This is a genomic window from Umezawaea sp. Da 62-37 (assembly GCF_032460545.1).
Lineage (GTDB): Bacteria > Actinomycetota > Actinomycetes > Mycobacteriales > Pseudonocardiaceae > Umezawaea.
The window spans coordinates 1,603,731-1,619,032 of sequence record NZ_CP135965.1 but is presented as its reverse complement, the minus strand read 5'-3'; the positions used below and the strand labels follow the sequence as shown (position 1 = coordinate 1,619,032).

Below are 15,302 nucleotides of genomic sequence, written 5' to 3'. Positions count from 1 at the left end.
CGGGAAGCCGGCGGGGAACCCGGACCGGTGCCCGTCGGGGGAGAGCGGCGGGCGGCCGGTCCGGAGCCGCGTCACCCGTGGTGGCGGTCGGACGCGGGTGCGGACCGCGCCACCCGGAAGGCGACGACCGCGCCTGCCGACATGGCCACGACGACCACCGCGAAGGCGATCGGGAAGACGAGGATCGCGAAGTGCCCGAACACGATCTCGCCGAGCGAACCGACCGCGATGCCGAGGACCGCTGAACCGACGACCGCGGCCGACAACGCCATGGCGAACTTCCTCGTCGTCCTGAGCCGCGCGGACCGCCGCACGTGCCTCGACGTGGAGCGCAGCACCAGCAGGTGGGCCAGTGCGCCGCAGAGGACCCAGCCTGCCCACATCCACGGCGTCCGCCAGAAGCTGTCGCACGGGACGAAGAGCGCTGAGCACTGGTCCACCAGGCGTCCCCACGACAGGTAGCCGATGACGACCGCCACGAAGGCCGGCAGCCACGCTCCCCGCGCCGCCGCGGCGAGGAACCCGGCGGGTGGCCGCGATCTGACGAGCAGTCCCCGGTCGCGGGCCCACGCCATCGCGAACCCGGCGACGTCACCGCCGGTCCGCTCGCTGATCGGCTGACCCCGTTCCGCGGCGAGCGTCAGCTCCAGCGCGAGCTCCGACGCCATCGTGTCGACGACGGCCGGGCGGATCCCCAACTGCCGCCACACGGTCGTGGCCCGCCCGACCTCCTCGTGAATGGACACAAGCCACCTCTCCGTCCGATGTGGAACCGACATTCGAAGCGTAGGGACGTACCGGTGCGGTTCAACGGCCGATCGGACCGCAGTGGTGGTGCCGTGGGCAGGCCGATCGGACGGCCCGGTGTCACGAGACGACGGTCAGCACGATGCCCGCGATCAGCACGGCGATGCCGCCGAACTGCGGTGGTGTCAGGCGGTCGCGCAGCACGAGCACGGCCAGCAGCGCGGTGACCACGGGGTAGCAGGCGGACACCGCGACGGCCGTGATCGAATCCGCGTCGCCCGCACCCGGTTCGAGGGCGATGTTCAGGGCGCACACGCCCACCGCCTGCGCCACCCCGGCGCCGACCAGCGGCAGCACCGGCGCACCGCGCGAGGACGATCTCACGCCGGCCGGGGCGAACAGCACCGTCATGACCAGGAACTCGGCGAACGTCACGAACCTCCAGTCCAGCAGGCGCACCGCCTCGGCGAGGAGCGGATAGCCCACGCCCCACGCGCAGGCGGTCACCGCGGCGAGCGCCAAGCCCCTGCCGACCGGGCCCGTGCCGCGTTCGCCCGTCGAGACGAACAGCAGGATCCCCAGGCACACCACGAGCACGGCCAGCACGTCACCGGTGGACAGCGCCGCGCCGTACCAGAGGACGCCGATCACCGTGCCGACCAACGGGTACGCGGCGCTGACCGCGCTGACCAGGCTCACCGGCCCGGCGGTCAGTCCGGCGAACAGCGCCACCGTGCCCACGCCCATCGCGATCCCGGCCGCGGCGGTCAGCAGCAGCGCCTGCCAGGTGGCGCGGGTGAGGTCCGGGCCGTCGAGCACCCACAGGACCCCGCACAGCAGGGCGGCGACCGTGCTGGACAGCAGTGCGGTCAGCAGGACGCCCGATCGGCGCGCGCCGACGGCGGCGAGCGTGTCGCCGCCGCCGAGGCAGACCGCGGACAGCAGTGCGAGCAGCACGGCCGCCATGTCAGGAGCGCCCCGTCGTGCCGCCCACCAGGCCGAGGAATTCCGAGCGGGTGGCGGTGTCGGCGGCGAACCGGCCGGTGAAGTGCGTGGTGACCATGTCCGCGCCTTCGGCCCGCGCGCCGCGCAGCGTCATGCACGTGTGCACGGACCGGATCAGGCACGCGGCCCCGCGGGTGTCGAGGCTCGACCCGATGGCGTGCACGACCTGCTCGCCGAGCCGTTCCTGGACCTGCGGGCGGGCGGCGTACTCCTGCACCAGCCTGGCGAGCTTGGACAGCCCCACGATCCGCGCGCCCGGCGAGGGGAGGTACGCGACCGCGGCCGTGCCGGTGAACGGCAACAGGTGGTGCTCGCAGATGGACACGAAGCGGATGCCCGGAACCAGCACCAGACCGTGGTTCGACGACTCGGCGGGGAAGGTCTTGGCCAGGTGCCGGTCGGGGAACAGGTGGCGTCCCGCCGTGATCTCCGAGAGCGCCTTGACGTACCGGGCGGGCGTGTCCGGGTCGCACAGGACGCCGAGCGACACGAGCATGGCCCTGGCGTGCTCCGTCGCCGCGGAGATGTCCACCCCGAAGTCGAGCTCCGATGCCTTGGTCATGTCACCTGTTCCTCTCCTGTGGCCACAGCAGCGCGTGCAGGCGCGTCGTGAGGTTGAAGCCGCGCTCGACCACCCGGTCCGCGATGGCCGCCTGCCGGGCCAGCAGTTCCGCGGGCGCGGTGCCCTCGGCCATCACCCACACCAGGTCGTCCGGAATGCCCGCCAGCGCGGCGATCCCGGCCACCTCGTCGAGGTCGCCGGTGTCGCGGACGACGAACTTGAAGATCGCCTTGCCGGTGCGCAGCAGGTCGCGCAGCGCGGGGACGTCGATCCGCAGGCGCACGGGGTCGCCCGCGTGGCCCAGCTTCGGCGAGACGTTGAACGCGGTCGTTCCCGCGATCGTGCGCGGGGAGGGCGACCGGGTGCCGTTGGTCTCCACCTCGACGTCGAGGCCGAGGTCGGACGCGCCCGCCAGCAGTGCCTCCCACCCCGGTGTCCGCTGGTGCAGCAGGGGTTCACCGCCGGTGACGACCAGCAGGCCGGTGCGATGGCGCGCGATCCGGTCGAGGACGTCGTCGACGGGCACCGGGCGGATCTCCTCGCGCAGCGCGTAGCTCGACGCGTCCCAGGTGAACTTCGTGTCGCACCAGGAGCAGTGCAGGTTGCACCCGCCCAACCGGACGAAGGAGGCGCGGCGGCCCAGCGACCGCCCTTCCCCCTGCACGGTCGGGCCGAACAGCTCGGCCACGTGCAGGATCGGCGTGGTCGTGGTCATGCGGTCCACTCCGCGGAGTTCACGTGCGTCTCGTCGATCCGCACGGAGGCCACCGTCGAGCCTTCACCCGCATCGAGTCTACAAAGGACTGTTGTCGCGACGCGGGCGACCGCGATGGCCACGTTCTCGACGGTGGGCCAGGCCAGGTCGCCGAGGTCGACGCCGTCCGGGGTCGCGGCTCCGAAGACGCACACCTTGCTGCCCTGCGCGCGCAGCGCCTCGCACAGCGGGTCCTCGACACCGAGCATCGCGCCGTGGTCCAGGTGCGCGTCGAGCCACTGCCGCAGCCCGCGCTTGAACGCGCCGAACTCGACCACCGTGCCGTCGCCGGTCAACGCGGGCCCCTCCACCCGGACCTCGGCCCACCACGAGTGCCCGTGCAGGCTGGTGCACTTGCCGCCCAGGTGCGGCAGGCGGTGCGCGGTCTCGAAGTTGTGCCGCACGGTGATCGCGTGGTGGTTCACGGCGCCACGAACTCCGTCGTCGAGTCGCGGTAGCGCGTCGGGTCCGGCACGTTCGCGTCGCGGAAGGCCTCGCGGCGCTCGTAGCACGTTCCGCACACGCCGCAGTGCACCTCGCCGCCCCGGTAGCACGACCACGTCAACCCCAGCGGCGCGCCGAGTTCCGCGCCCCTCGCGGCGATCCGCGCCTTCGTCCAGCGCAGGAACGGCGCCTCGACGGCGGGCGGGGCGAACCCCTCGTTGCCGACCCGCACCGCGTTCGCCAGCGCCTCCACGAACTCCGGGCGGCAGTCCGGGTAGATGAAGTGGTCGCCCGCGTGCATCCCCAGCGCCAGCACGGAAGCACCGCGGGACATCGCGATCGACACCGCGACGTTCGCCAGCACCGCATTGCGGTTGGGCACCACCGTCGCGCGCATGCTCGGCTCGGCGTAGTGCCCCTCCGGCACGTCGACCTCGCGATCGGTGAGCGCGGACCCGGTCAGCTCGCGACCGAGGCCGCTCAGGTCGACGACCACGTGCTCGGCCCCGTAGTGCGCCGCGACCTCGTGGGCCGCCCGGACCTCCCGCACGTGCCGCTGTCCGTAGTCGACCGTGACGCACACCAGGTAGTGCCCCCTCGACGCGTACTCCGCCACCGCCGTCGTGGAGTCCATCCCACCGGACAGCACCACGGCCACGCGGTCCGCCCCGCCCGTCACGCGCCCGCCTCCGGCTCCGGGGACGGCTCGACGTCCGCCCCGCCCTCGTGGTCCGCGCGGGCGGTCAGCTCCAGACCACCGCGCACCTGCTGGCGCAGCACGACCGAGGCGGGACCGCACCGCGTGGCCGCCACGACGTCACCGAGGACGAGGGCCGCCAAGCCCTCGCAGAACGCCTCCTGGTCGCGGAACCGGGTCAGGTAGAGCTTGAGGGACTTGGATTCCACGCAGGACCGGATCGGGTGGTAGGTCAGCACCAGCGAGTAGAAGTCCGGCTGGCCGGTGACCGGGCAGCGCGCCGTCAACTCCTTGCCGGTGAACGTCACGCTGGTCACGTTCGCGGGTGCGGGGAACACCTCCAGTCCGGTGTCCTCGGAGTGGTTCGTGGGCCTGCCGAGCAGGGTCAGCCCGGCGGTGGGGGAATCGTCCGGCGGCATGGTGGATCTCCCGGCTCTCGACGAAGGGACGCAGTGGAAGGCTATTGCCGGGCGGATTCGCGGTCCGTGCCTCAACGGGCAGGTCGGTGGGCACTCGACAGCTCCGCCGCGCCGGTGCAACGTGCAGGGTGTCGAACTCCGGAACCGAATGGGAGAACAGCCGTGGCAACACCCCTTGAACCACCGGTGGCCGATCCGGTCCGGTCCCTTGTGGACACCGCCCTGGTCGAAGGCGGACCGATCGCGACGGACCGACCGGGCGGGTCGCGGGAACTCGACGGTTCGGCGCAAGCGCGCCGCTCCGAACCGGAGGAGTCGATGGGCCACCCCTTCGGCTACCGGTGGGACGACGTCATGGGGGCGCTCAACGGGAAGTCGGACGCGATGGGACTGCCGGCATGACGATCGCCACCCGGACCACGACCTCCGCCGACCAGCTCGTGACCGCGTACCGCGACGGGGCCTTCTTCCTCTCGACACCGCGAGGCGCGATGCTGGTGCCCGACTTCGACGGCGACCTCGCCTCGGCGCCCGCCGCCGTCTCGGCGCTGGCGGACGCGGGTCGGTCCGCCGTGCTGGTCGGAGCGCTGCCCTTCGACCCGGCCACGCCCGCGCGGCTCGGGGTGTCACGGGCCGTGAGCCGGACGCAACCCTGGCGCGGCGCCGTCGCGCGTCCCGGCGGCGGCCCGCGCTGGACCGGGAGGGTCGACCACGCGGAGGTGTACCGGTCCGCCGTGCGGCAGGCGATAGCGCGGCTGGCCGGACCGCTGGACAAGGTGGTGCTGGCGCGCGTGCTCGACCTGGCGACCGACCAGCCGGTCGAGTGCGGGGCGGTGCTCCGGGCGCTCGCGGCGGGCGATCCCCGGAGCCACGTCTTCGCGACCGGAACCGGGAACGGCACGCTCCTCGGCGCCAGTCCGGAGCTGCTCGTGTCGCGTGTGGACGGTCGAGTGCTGGCGAACCCGCTCGCCGGATCCGCCCGGCGCGATCCGGACCCCTCGCGGGACGCGGAGAACAGGGCGGCGCTGTCGGCCTCCGCGAAGGACCGCCGAGAGCACGCTTTCGTCGTGGAGGCCGTCGCGGACGGGCTGGCGCCCCTGTGCTCCGCGCTCGACGTGCCGCGGGAGCCGGAACTGCTCGCCACCCGCACGATGTGGCACCTGTCGACCAGGGTGACCGGCGTGGCGCGGGACGGTGTGTCAGCGCTGGACCTGGCGCTCGCGCTCCACCCCACCCCGGCCGTGTGCGGTTCGCCGACGCACTTGGCGCGCCGGGTGATCGGGGAGTTGGAGCCGTTCGACCGCGGTTACTACACGGGGCTCGTCGGCTGGACCGACGCCGAGGGCGACGGGGAATGGGTGGTCGCCATCCGGTGCGCCGAGGTCGCCGACCGGTCGGTCCGGCTGTTCGCAGGCGCGGGCATCGTGCACGGCTCCACTCCGGAGGGCGAGGTCGCCGAGACGGACGCGAAGTTCCGCACGGTGCTGCACGCGCTCGGCATCGACGACCTCGCGACGTGACCCGACGGCCTCCGGCAGGCGGGCCGGGCACTCGTTCACCCGTGCCCGGTCCGCGCTCCCCGGACGCGGCGCGGTGCCCGCAGAGGTAAGCCGATCGGGCAGCGGTCCGCCGTGCGCCCGCGCTTACGGTCGTCGCCATGCAGCCACCTCCGTACTCCCCGGACCTCCAGTGGCCCGACAAGGTCGAAGCCCTGGTGTGGGCCGCCGGGGTCAGCGCTCAGGGGGACGGGGCGGTGCCGGGCGACGCGGCCGGGGTCGCGACGTCCCTGGCGTCCGCGCTGGGGTTGGCGGACCTGGGGCAGGACGTGGACCTGAGCCGGTTCGTGGCGGCCCTGGACGCGGACGGGGCCGACTGGCCCGCCCTGCTGGCCGACCCGGACCTGCTCCGGCGGATCGCGGACGACTGGGAGCCGCCACCGCTCGTGGTCCGGGCCGACGACGGCAGTTGGTGGCGGCTCGACGCGGACGGGACGACGTGGGTGGCCGTCGACACCACCGGGGACGAACGGGTGGACGTGGACGAGTTCGTCGACCGGGTCATCACCCCGCTCCTGCTGGCCTGGGTGGAGCGCGATCCGGTGGCGGCGGCCCGTCCGACCGACGAGCTGGTGGTGGAGCTGCTGGACAGGCTCGCCTCCGCCGGTGCGGGAGACCGCTGATGACCACTCCGAACGACCTGTTCGACGGGCTGTTGGCCGAACTGGGGATCCCGGTGCGCCGTGCGCAGGCGCTGGCGGTGCGCGAGGCCATCACACCCGCCCAGGTGGCGCGGGTCGACCAGGCCAGGACCGCGCGGGCGCGGGAGGGCTGGCAGCTGACCGCGGCGTCGGTGAGGCAGTCGCTCGACGACACCCTGCTGGCCAACGGGTGGGAGCAGACCCGCGTGCAGCGGGGCAAGCACCCGAAGACCGTGACCGCGAGCCATCCGAGGAGCTACGCGGACGACCGGGTGGCGCAGCTCCTCCGACACCTGTCGACCGCCCTGTTCGAGGCGGTCCGGCAGGACGTGGAGGAGCAGGAGGTCCAGTGCATGTACGTCGAGGGCGGCCCGCTCGTCGTCTGCGCCAACCAGGCCGCCTCGATCGGCGCCATCGCCGCCAAGCGGGCGGAGGCGCTCGTCCCGGAGGTCCCGACGGGCTCGCCGTCCGAGCGCAGGGTGGAGAAGCTGGCCGGTGTCCTGGCGGAGAAGGACAAGCGCTACGGGAGGATCGTCAAGAGCCTGTCCGGCGACCCCCGCGCGCTGGAGGTCTTCGTGGAGCTGGTGGAGGCGCTCCGCGACTTCAAGGCCAACCCGGTGGACCTGCTGCGGATCACCGCGAACACCCTGGTCGACGTCATCGGCACGCGCGAGATGTGCCTGCTCGACTCCACCGGGATCGGCTGCCCGCACGCCGAGCAGAGCCTGGTGGCGGCCCTGGTCTTCAGCGGGCACAAGGGACGGACCCACATCCGCGGCAAGAAGCGCCCGTGCTGGACCTGCTACCTCACGCTGCTCCTCGCCAGGGAAGCGGGATTCGACATCGAGTTCAACCCCCGCCCCGGCAACGCCTGGACGTCGACGACGACGGAGGGGCTGCTGGTCGTGGCGAAGGCGCTGGGCCACGACTGGCAGAGCTTCAACGACTTCCTCGCGGAGAAGGCGCCCGCCGAGGCTTACGAGAGTTCGCCGTACCGCGGGCGCGCGGGAACCGACAGGTGGGCGGCGGCGTACGACACCCACTCCGACAGCGAGTAGCGGCGAGGGCTCGATCGGGACTGTCCACACGGGCAGGTCGGCTGCCTCCGCGGTCGCCCCGACGGGGGCCGGAACGAGTGGTGGCCGGGGGATGGTGGTGCCGGGTGAAGTGCGGACCCGCGACGGAAGGAGCAGCGCGATGACAGCACCCAGTTCCGCGCAGGACGGTCTGGACCTGGATCCGGACGTGGTCGAGGTCTCCCGGCTCGGGTTCGCCCGCCACCGGGAACTGGACCGGCGGCTGGCCGAGTTGCAGGAGGCGATCCGGCACTACCGCGACCTGCGGGGCCGGTACCGGGCGGAGGCCGACGCGGGTCGGGGCAGGGAACGCGGCCCCGGTGACGTCGGGAACCTGTTCGAGGCCCGGACCATGCTGCACGACGCGGGCCAGGCGCTGTCGAGCCTCGCCTCGGAGTGCTACGTCGTGCTGTCGGAGACCTACGCGTTCGTGTACGCGATGGTGGTCGGACTGGATCCCTGCAAGGAGACCATCGCCTTCCAGGCGCAGCCGCTGGCCGACCTGCTGGCCCACCTCGGTTCGCTGGACGGGCCGGAAGTCCCCGACGACGTCCGGGAACGGGTGGACGAAGTGGTGTCCGCGCTCGTTCTGGCGGCGGGGATCGCCGCGGCGCACGTCGGGTGGATGGGCGTGGACTTCGAGCTCCCCGACGTCCAGGACGCCTGCGCGGCGGTCGTGGACTTCGAGGTCCCCCACCACGAGGACGCGGCGGGGGTGCTGCGGCTGCTGACCGGCGTCCTCGCCCTGAACGGCGCCGAGCCGAGCGCCCTGTCCACGTTCTTCGCCGTGCTCACCCAGTGGCTGGGTGAGGCGAAGGACCTGGCGCGGCACCTCGACGCGCTCGGCGAGCGGTGCGCCGCGGTGCGGGACGTCGTGTCGGTCCACCTGGCGAACCTGGAGGTCGACGACGGTGAACGGGAGTCGCTGGCCCGGTTCCGGGCCGAGCTCGCGGCCTTCGAGCAGGAGGTCGCGACCACGTCCGACAGCGACGTCCAGCTGACCGTGTCCGACTCCGACTCCGACTCCGGTCCGGACGCGCCGGGGCCGCGCGTCCTCGGGAGGAACCCCGTTCCCCGCATGCTGTCCATCGACCCCGCGCGGTTGGACCTGCCCTCGCTCGTGGCGGACGACGAACGGCTCAAGCGGCTCGCGACGAGGCGCGGGAGGTTCGCGGAGGCCTACCGGAAAGCGGCGGCCGCACTGGCCGAGGCGGGGCGCGCCGCCACGGTCGACCAGTACGAGATCGCCCTCGGCGCGGTCGAGCAGTTCGGGCTGCTGTGCACCGGGCAGCTGAAGACCGCGTTCCGACAGCACATCCGCATGGTCGACGGCGTCAAGCGCGAGGTGGACGGACTGCTGGAAGCCCTCACCGCGGCCGCCAACGCGGCGATCGTGGTCGGCGACGTGATCGGGGACCTGTCCGCCGTCCCGTCGAGGGAGCGCGACACCAGGGTCAAGAACACCTGCGGCCAGGTGGTGGTCCCGCTCCGGGGCGCGAGGAAGCAGTTGGACGTGCTGGCCCCGCACCTGCCCACGGGGGTCCACCGGAGCATGGGCGACGTGGTGGAGGACCTGCTGGCCCACTTCTCCGCCCTGCCCCGGCTGGAGGGCTTCGCCCCGGCGACCGGGAGTTCGATGACCAGCGCCGAGTTCGACCGGGTGCGGAAAGCGGCGAAGGACGAGGTCCTCGGGTTGGCGGGGAAGCTCGGCGGCGTCCAGGAGGCCCTGTCGTCGCAGCGCACCGCCCTGGCCGTGTCGCAGTCGCACGTGCTGGAGGCGTCGGTGGACAACGACAACCTGGCGTCGGCCCTGCGTGAACTCGCGGAGGAACTGCGGCGGGCGCTGGGCTGACCGGCGCACCACGTGCGGCCCGGTCCCGCCCGGCGCGGTCGGGAGCCGGTTCGCGACACCGGACGCCTTCCTGGCGGCCGTTGTCGCCCACCGGATGTCCCGGCGGGATCGGGAGATCCCGGTGCCGGCGCCCTGGCGGTGGCGGCATCCGGACCGCGCTGCGCGGCGACGTCGGTCCGGATGCCGCCCGGCGGCCGGTGGTCAGGACACGCTGACCGAGGCCACCACGACACCGGTCGAGGGATCGGCCGGGTCGCCGAAGCGCACCTCGACCGTGCCCGCGACGGGCCGTTTGAACGACACCGCGGTCCACGTCTCGACCGACAGGACCAGCATGTCGCCGCCGACGCGGAACCCGCCCGCGAGCGAACCGGTGGCCGGGTCGTACAGGAAGTACTCACCCGTGCCCTCGTCGACCGCGGGCCTGCCGACCATGCGCAGCGTCGTGTACGGGTGCCCCTTGAGGTCGGAGGTCGTGACGAGGCGCAGGTTGTCCGTCGTGAACCGCGTTCGCGCCTGCTCGACCGCGGTGCTGCTGGACGTGGTCGCCGAGGCGGCGACGGCCGTGAGGCCGACGATCGCGGCAGCGCACGCGACCACGGCCGCGGTGCGTTGGATCTGACTGCGCACAGCGCGAAACCCTTCTGTGGATGGACTTCCGGATGGACCCGCACGTCTTCCCTGGAGTGCGGGCCGCACTGCGAAAGCTAATCCCCACGGCAGGGGCGGACAACGGTCCGGGCGGGGAAGTGGTCGATCGGAGGAAGGGAACAGCCGGTCGGTCCGGTCGTTCGGCCATCGTCCCCACCCCGCACAGGCGTCACCGACTGTCTGAATAGGACTCGTCGTCGCCGCTATCCGCGCGTGCGATCCAGCGGAACTCGTCGTAGAGCGGTGTGAGGTCGGTGAGCAGGAGTTCGCCCACCATCCGCAGGACGGCGTGGACCACGCCGAGCAGCTCGTCCACGTGCCGGTCGGGGTCCGACCGGAACGCGTCGAGCCACCGGCGCGCGTCCTCGTCCCCGTCCGGCACGCCGAACGCGTCGCGGGTCCCCGCGGTCAGGGACCGCACGACCGTCCACGTGCCGTCGTCGTCGTTGTCGCGCAGCACCAGCAGCCGGTGCAGGTCGCCCAGCGCCTCCTCCAATGAATCGGAGTACTCCGCCCCCACTCCCGCCGTCCGAAGCCGTTCCACGACGGCGGAGGACAGGACATCGTTCGCGGTGGACCCGTCGAGGCACCGCGTCACGGCGTCGAAGGCGAGGAGCCTGGCCGCGACCACCGGGGCGGTCCCGTCCGCGTGGCAGAACGCCCAGAACGCGTTGCGCCAGTCCTCGTCCAACCACCCGTCGACGAGGGATTCCGGCGGGTCCTCGCCGGGGTGGAACGCCCTGGCCGCCGCTATGTGGGGGAAGTTGACCGGGTCGTGCCCCTGGATGTGCTGCCAGGTGTCGAGCAGGTCCGGGTGCGCGCTGATCAGCTGCGCGCGGGTGGCCTGCGGCAGCGACTCCAGGTCGAGCGGGGTGGTGCTCCGCGCCTTCGCCGTGGTGGCGGGGACCAGGCGCTCGTCGCGCGCCGCGAACTTCCGGCCGACGCGGTGCTGCCGGTCATGCGGACGGGTCTCCTCGCCGCCCAGCGCGACCGTGACGTCGTCGTGCGGCCCCGCGTACGGGGTCCGGCAGCACAGCAGGTGGACCACGTCGACGGACCGGGGCAACGCGGTGAACAGCCCTCGGCAGGTGTGCCGGGGCCAGCTGGCCAGGCAGTCGACCGGGCTGGTGCACAGGGGGAGGCCGTCCGCGACCGGGTCGAGCATGTGCACGTCCGGTGCGGGGGAGGGGCCGTGGCCCACGAAGCACAGCACCGCCGACGGTTCCGGCGGCCTGGTCGCCAGGTACAGGGCCATGTCCTGGTCCCGGTGCGCGGTGAGCACGTAGTTGGCGACCTCGCCTGCCCCTGACGGGTCGTGCGCGACGGTCTCCCGTGCGAGCGCCCCGCCGCCGGACAGGCCCGCCAGGCTCGCCGTCACCAGCAGCGCGGTGTCCACATCGGAGTAGAAGTGGACGGTCGTGCCCTCGGGGACGAAGGTCGACGACCCGTAGTGGCCGCCGTGCCCGAGGACGAACGCTTCCGGCATGGTGATCCTCCCCCCGTCGACCACCCGGTGCGGCCGACCACGTCCAGCGTGCGGCGGCCCGCGATGCGCCGGTGTGCCCGAAGGTGCGACCGCGCGGGACGTCCGACGGGGCCGGTGCTTTTCCGCACCGGCCCCGCCGGACCCGCGGTCAGGAGTGGATCGACGGCTCGGTCAGCACGTACACCGGGCCGACCACGCCGTGCCGCGCCCCGCCCGTCGCCGCGGGCGCGCCCGCGGTCGACTCCACCAGGCGCAGGACGCCGGTCACCCCGACCTCGGTGCCCGCCCGATCGCCCCACTCGGCGACGTCGTCCAGGTAGACCGGCAGGTCGAGGTCCTCCAGCACGAGGACGGCGCCCGCGTGCGCGTGGTGGGCCGTGCCCCGCAGGGTCACCCGCCGCCCGACCGACCCGGCCAGGTCCGTCACGAGGCCCTCGCGAACGCCACCGTGAAGACCTGCGCGTCGAAATCCAGCAGGGGGCGGGAGTAGTACTGCACCGTGCTCTGGTACACCTCCATGTCGGGCTCGCTGTGGTTGGCGTGCCACCAGTTGCGGGTCCCCTCGTCGTACCAGCCGTAGTCGAAGTTGACGTAGCCCGGACGCGCGACGTAGCGGTAGCGGCTCATGTCCACCTGGCCGGTGGTCGCGTTCGGCCGGAAGAACTCCTTGGCCTGCGCGTCGGTCCACGCCGGGTCCTGCTTGGTCCAGAACCGCTTCGAGAACACGGCCGCGGTCAGCTCACCGGAGTCGAGCCAGGTCGGCAGCGCGCTCGTCACGCCGCGCAGCTTGCCCAGCAGCGGGTGCCGCCGGACCAGCGCGGCGTACTGCTGCGGGGTCGGGTGCTGCGCGATGATCTCGTTCAACGCCGCCTGCACGGCGCGCGCCTGCTCGAAGGTGCCGAACGACAGCCCGAGCGGCGGGTTCACGACGTCGTCCCGTTCCAGGTTGACGACGGTGACCCCGATGCAGCCGCGCGCGAGATTCCGGTGCTCCTCCTCCGTCATCGGCCGCCCGTGCTGCTTCTCCCACGCCGCCACGTAGTCCGCCACCGTCCACGTCCGGTGGCTCGTCCCGCGGGGCAGCGGCGACGCGATCGGCGGACGGGCCGCCTCCGACACGACGCCGGTCGGTGCGGCGAGCGCCTGCCCGGCCGTCACCGTGGACAAGCCCACGCCGAGGAAAAGCGCGACGAGAACTCGTGCCAACCATTTCTGCACTGGAAACCCCATCTTCGAAAAGTGATGCGACGGGGCAGGACGTTAAATGCGGGCGGGGCTCGCGGTCAACGAATTCCGCGAGCTGTGACGATGATCCCGAAATGCGCTAGGCGCAGACCTGGTGCGTTGCGTCGAATGGCTGACCAGGGAGAATCGCGGGATCGACATCCGGGCACGTGCGCACTTGTCAATTCTTCACAGGGGTGCGTCCAGTGCGGGGAATGCCGCGGAAAGGAGAATTCGAGAATGCGGCTCGCGGTCGATCGCGAATGCCGGTGAATGGGGGTGGGGCCGCTCGCGCGTCCATGGAGCGGCCCCACCCGCCGACGCCCGCTCGGCGGCTCGGACGACCGGGAGGCGGATCACCGGTCGTCCGGCGCTCGCACGGCAGGAGGGGAAAGCCGTGCGACGACGTCGACCACCAGATCCTGACCGGGCGCGGCGGCGGGCGAACCGGCTGATCGGCGACCGCCAGGACCGGGCCGACAGGGCCGATCGGCCCGTCCGGACGGCTGGTCACGAGGTGGACGTGTGCGACCAGCCCTTGGCCTCGAAGCTCGTCCTGGCCCGCACGCGCAGCTCGGACGCGTCGGCGACCAGCGGGAACCCGGCCGTGGCGATCTTGAACTCCGCGACGGACATGCGCTCGGGCACCATCGAGGTCGCCAGCGCGTCCTGGAGCTTCAGCGGGTCCTGGATGAACCCGAGACCGGTGTAGAAGTCCGTCACGTCGAAGCCCGGCAGGCGGGTCCAGACCCGCTGGTGCCCGTGCCCCAGCGCCAGGTCGGCGAAGCAGTACACCAGCACGGCGCCCAGCCCGGCCCCGGACGGGGAGGCGAGGATGCCGGTCAGCGTGAGCTCGTCGTCGACCAGGTCGAACCCGAGTTCGCCGTCGACCTGCCCGCCGTCGCCGGTGGACCCGAGCAGTTCCATCGGGTTGTCCGCGGTCACGAGCAGGTGCTCGTCCTCGCGGCCGCCGTGGCTGAACCTCCACATGCCGATCTCCTCGTTCGCCGGGTCACAGCAGGCCGATGACGACCCCGAGCAGGCCGGGATCGCTCGTGGTGGTCGGGGCGGGTTCGGTGGACTCCACCACCGCGGGTGGCGGGCTGGTGGGCGCCACCGTGACCGGCGCCGTGGAGGGGGCCCCGACGGCGGTCGTGGTCGTGCTGGTGACCGCCGGGGGAGCCTGGACGGTGGTGGTGCCGATCGGCACGTCGGGGGCCACGGTGGTGACCGTCGTGGAGGCGGCCGCGGACCCGTCCGCCGCGGGTGCCGCCGCGCTCGACGCCGGTTCGCCTGAGGACGCGGACGTGCCCGCCGTGCCGGTCGTGCCCGCCGCCGCTCCCGCGGTGGGCGCCGCGGCCGCCCCGGCGTCGTCCGGGATGGTGATCACGCTGCCCCGGTAGGACCCGGCGAGCGACAGGACGAGGTCCGCGTACTCGTCGGAGTGGTTGTAGCGCAGCGCGGCCGCGCGCATCCCGGAGACGTCGGACAGGTTCGCGCCACCGCTGCACAGCAGCACGCCCGTACCGGTCGCCGCGTCGAAGATGTTGTCCGGATCGGACCGGCCGTCGCCGTTGCCGTCCGCGGCCACCGAGCGCCACGTGCTCGGGATGAACTGCATCGGCCCCACCGCGCGGTCGTAGGCGGTGTCGCCGTCCAGTTCGCCGCGGTCGGTGTCCGTGATCACGGCGAACGCCCCGCCGTTGAGCTGGGGGCCGCGGATGGGGATCGTGGTCGTGCCGTCCGTCCGCAGCTGGGAGCCACCGAACCTGCCGTGGTCGGTCTCCACGCGGCCGATCGCGGCCACCAGCGACCAGTGCAGCCCGCAGCCCGGCGCCAGCTGCGCCAACCGGTCGGCCGCCTGCTGGTAGGCGCGCAGCGCGACCGCCGGTATCCCCGAGGCGGCCAGCTCGTCCGCGACCGGGGCCGCCGAGCCGGGCGCGATGCCCGCCAGGGGTTCCGGCAGCGGCAGGGCGCTGGGCTGGGAGACCTCCCACGGCGGCACGGTCGGCGTGCTCGTCGGCACGGTGGCGGCGGCGGACTTCTCCTGCGCGGTCGCCGCGACGGGCACGGACTGCGCCGACGGGAGTCCGACCAGCAGGCCCGCGACGAACCCCGCGCTCGCCAGCGCGGCCCCCGCGGCCAGGTAGGTCGGCCGGACGCGGCCGAGGTCGGGTCTCTTCATCTG

At 73.0% G+C, this 15,302-nt stretch carries 18 protein-coding genes; 5 read left to right on the top strand and 13 right to left on the bottom strand.

All coding sequences use genetic code 11. The features are described 5' to 3' along the window. Positions 1-71 precede the first annotated feature (71 nt). From RM788_RS06865 to RM788_RS06835, 7 genes are all read right to left on the bottom strand, one after another. Positions 72-746, bottom strand: a complete 675-nt coding sequence (locus RM788_RS06865; protein WP_315930674.1) for a hypothetical protein — start codon at positions 744-746, stop codon at positions 72-74. 121 nt (positions 747-867) lie between these two features. Then, positions 868-1,713, bottom strand: a complete 846-nt coding sequence (locus RM788_RS06860; RefSeq protein ID WP_315930673.1) for a DMT family transporter — start codon at positions 1,711-1,713, stop codon at positions 868-870. 1 nt (position 1,714) lies between these two features. After that, positions 1,715-2,314 (bottom strand): GTP cyclohydrolase I, encoded by a 600-nt coding sequence (folE, locus tag RM788_RS06855; protein WP_315930672.1) that lies wholly within the window; start codon positions 2,312-2,314, stop codon positions 1,715-1,717. A gap of 1 nt (position 2,315) precedes the next feature. Further along, on the bottom strand, positions 2,316-3,029 hold the full coding sequence (locus RM788_RS06850; RefSeq protein WP_315930671.1) for a 7-carboxy-7-deazaguanine synthase QueE: 714 nt from the start codon (positions 3,027-3,029) through the stop codon (positions 2,316-2,318). After that, positions 3,026-3,493, bottom strand: coding sequence for a 6-pyruvoyl trahydropterin synthase family protein (locus RM788_RS06845; RefSeq protein ID WP_315930670.1), 468 nt, complete (start codon positions 3,491-3,493; stop codon positions 3,026-3,028). The genes RM788_RS06850 and RM788_RS06845 overlap by 4 nt, the downstream gene beginning before the upstream one ends. Then, a complete protein-coding gene (gene queC, locus RM788_RS06840) occupies positions 3,490-4,191 on the bottom strand; it encodes a 7-cyano-7-deazaguanine synthase QueC (RefSeq protein ID WP_315930669.1) in 702 nt (233 codons plus the stop codon). Before queC ends, RM788_RS06845 begins: the two co-directional genes overlap by 4 nt. Next, positions 4,188-4,628, bottom strand: coding sequence for a preQ(1) synthase (locus tag RM788_RS06835; protein ID WP_315930668.1), 441 nt, complete (start codon positions 4,626-4,628; stop codon positions 4,188-4,190). The genes queC and RM788_RS06835 overlap by 4 nt, the downstream gene beginning before the upstream one ends. Positions 4,629-4,790: 162 nt before the next feature. Here RM788_RS06835 and RM788_RS06830 point away from each other — a divergent pair, with 162 nt between their 5' ends. The 5 genes from RM788_RS06830 (at position 4,791) to RM788_RS06810 (ending at position 9,753) form a co-directional block, all read left to right on the top strand. Next, positions 4,791-5,030, top strand: coding sequence for a hypothetical protein (locus RM788_RS06830; protein ID WP_315930667.1), 240 nt, complete (start codon positions 4,791-4,793; stop codon positions 5,028-5,030). Further along, on the top strand, positions 5,027-6,148 hold the full coding sequence (locus tag RM788_RS06825; RefSeq protein ID WP_315930666.1) for an isochorismate synthase: 1,122 nt from the start codon (positions 5,027-5,029) through the stop codon (positions 6,146-6,148). Before RM788_RS06830 ends, RM788_RS06825 begins: the two co-directional genes overlap by 4 nt. A 137-nt stretch (positions 6,149-6,285) precedes the next feature. Then, positions 6,286-6,807: a hypothetical protein gene (locus RM788_RS06820; protein WP_315930665.1), complete on the top strand. Its 522-nt coding sequence runs from the start codon at positions 6,286-6,288 to the stop codon at positions 6,805-6,807. After that, entirely contained in the window at positions 6,807-7,883 is a 1,077-nt protein-coding gene (locus RM788_RS06815) for a hypothetical protein (RefSeq protein ID WP_315930664.1), read from the top strand. Before RM788_RS06820 ends, RM788_RS06815 begins: the two co-directional genes overlap by 1 nt. A 139-nt stretch (positions 7,884-8,022) precedes the next feature. After that, positions 8,023-9,753 carry a hypothetical protein gene (locus RM788_RS06810; RefSeq protein ID WP_315930663.1) on the top strand — a complete coding sequence of 577 codons (1,731 nt, stop codon included), beginning with the start codon at positions 8,023-8,025 and terminating at the stop codon, positions 9,751-9,753. Positions 9,754-9,954: 201 nt separating this feature from the next. Here RM788_RS06810 and RM788_RS06805 read toward each other — a convergent pair whose 3' ends face one another. From RM788_RS06805 to RM788_RS06780, 6 genes are all read right to left on the bottom strand, one after another. Then, positions 9,955-10,383: a hypothetical protein gene (locus RM788_RS06805; RefSeq protein WP_315930662.1), complete on the bottom strand. Its 429-nt coding sequence runs from the start codon at positions 10,381-10,383 to the stop codon at positions 9,955-9,957. A gap of 190 nt (positions 10,384-10,573) precedes the next feature. Continuing rightward, complete coding sequence (locus RM788_RS06800; RefSeq protein ID WP_315930661.1) at positions 10,574-11,890, bottom strand: putative adhesin; 1,317 nt, start codon at positions 11,888-11,890, stop codon at positions 10,574-10,576. A 148-nt stretch (positions 11,891-12,038) separates the two neighbouring features. Then, a complete protein-coding gene (locus RM788_RS06795) occupies positions 12,039-12,317 on the bottom strand; it encodes a hypothetical protein (RefSeq protein WP_315930660.1) in 279 nt (92 codons plus the stop codon). After that, a complete protein-coding gene (locus RM788_RS06790) occupies positions 12,314-13,096 on the bottom strand; it encodes a hypothetical protein (RefSeq protein ID WP_315930659.1) in 783 nt (260 codons plus the stop codon). The genes RM788_RS06795 and RM788_RS06790 overlap by 4 nt, the downstream gene beginning before the upstream one ends. A 528-nt stretch (positions 13,097-13,624) precedes the next feature. Continuing rightward, complete coding sequence (locus RM788_RS06785; protein WP_315930658.1) at positions 13,625-14,104, bottom strand: hypothetical protein; 480 nt, start codon at positions 14,102-14,104, stop codon at positions 13,625-13,627. A gap of 22 nt (positions 14,105-14,126) precedes the next feature. Next, positions 14,127-15,299, bottom strand: a complete 1,173-nt coding sequence (locus RM788_RS06780; RefSeq protein ID WP_315930657.1) for a lytic transglycosylase domain-containing protein — start codon at positions 15,297-15,299, stop codon at positions 14,127-14,129. Positions 15,300-15,302: the final 3 nt, after the last annotated feature.

What these genes read in the sequence shown, in the direction of transcription:
- RM788_RS06810 (WP_315930663.1), top strand. Translation starts at nt 8,023, where the DNA reads ATGACAGCACCCAGTTCCGCGCAGGACGGTCTGGACCTGGATCCGGAC.
- RM788_RS06825 (WP_315930666.1), top strand. Translation starts at nt 5,027, where the DNA reads ATGACGATCGCCACCCGGACCACGACCTCCGCCGACCAGCTCGTGACC.
- RM788_RS06800 (WP_315930661.1), bottom strand. Translation starts at nt 11,890, where the DNA reads ATGCCGGAAGCGTTCGTCCTCGGGCACGGCGGCCACTACGGGTCGTCG.
- RM788_RS06850 (WP_315930671.1), bottom strand. Translation starts at nt 3,029, where the DNA reads ATGACCACGACCACGCCGATCCTGCACGTGGCCGAGCTGTTCGGCCCG.
- RM788_RS06780 (WP_315930657.1), bottom strand. Translation starts at nt 15,299, where the DNA reads ATGAAGAGACCCGACCTCGGCCGCGTCCGGCCGACCTACCTGGCCGCG.
- RM788_RS06815 (WP_315930664.1), top strand. Translation starts at nt 6,807, where the DNA reads ATGACCACTCCGAACGACCTGTTCGACGGGCTGTTGGCCGAACTGGGG.
- RM788_RS06860 (WP_315930673.1), bottom strand. Translation starts at nt 1,713, where the DNA reads ATGGCGGCCGTGCTGCTCGCACTGCTGTCCGCGGTCTGCCTCGGCGGC.
- folE (WP_315930672.1), bottom strand. Translation starts at nt 2,314, where the DNA reads ATGACCAAGGCATCGGAGCTCGACTTCGGGGTGGACATCTCCGCGGCG.
- RM788_RS06835 (WP_315930668.1), bottom strand. Translation starts at nt 4,628, where the DNA reads ATGCCGCCGGACGATTCCCCCACCGCCGGGCTGACCCTGCTCGGCAGG.
- RM788_RS06820 (WP_315930665.1), top strand. Translation starts at nt 6,286, where the DNA reads ATGCAGCCACCTCCGTACTCCCCGGACCTCCAGTGGCCCGACAAGGTC.
- RM788_RS06785 (WP_315930658.1), bottom strand. Translation starts at nt 14,104, where the DNA reads ATGTGGAGGTTCAGCCACGGCGGCCGCGAGGACGAGCACCTGCTCGTG.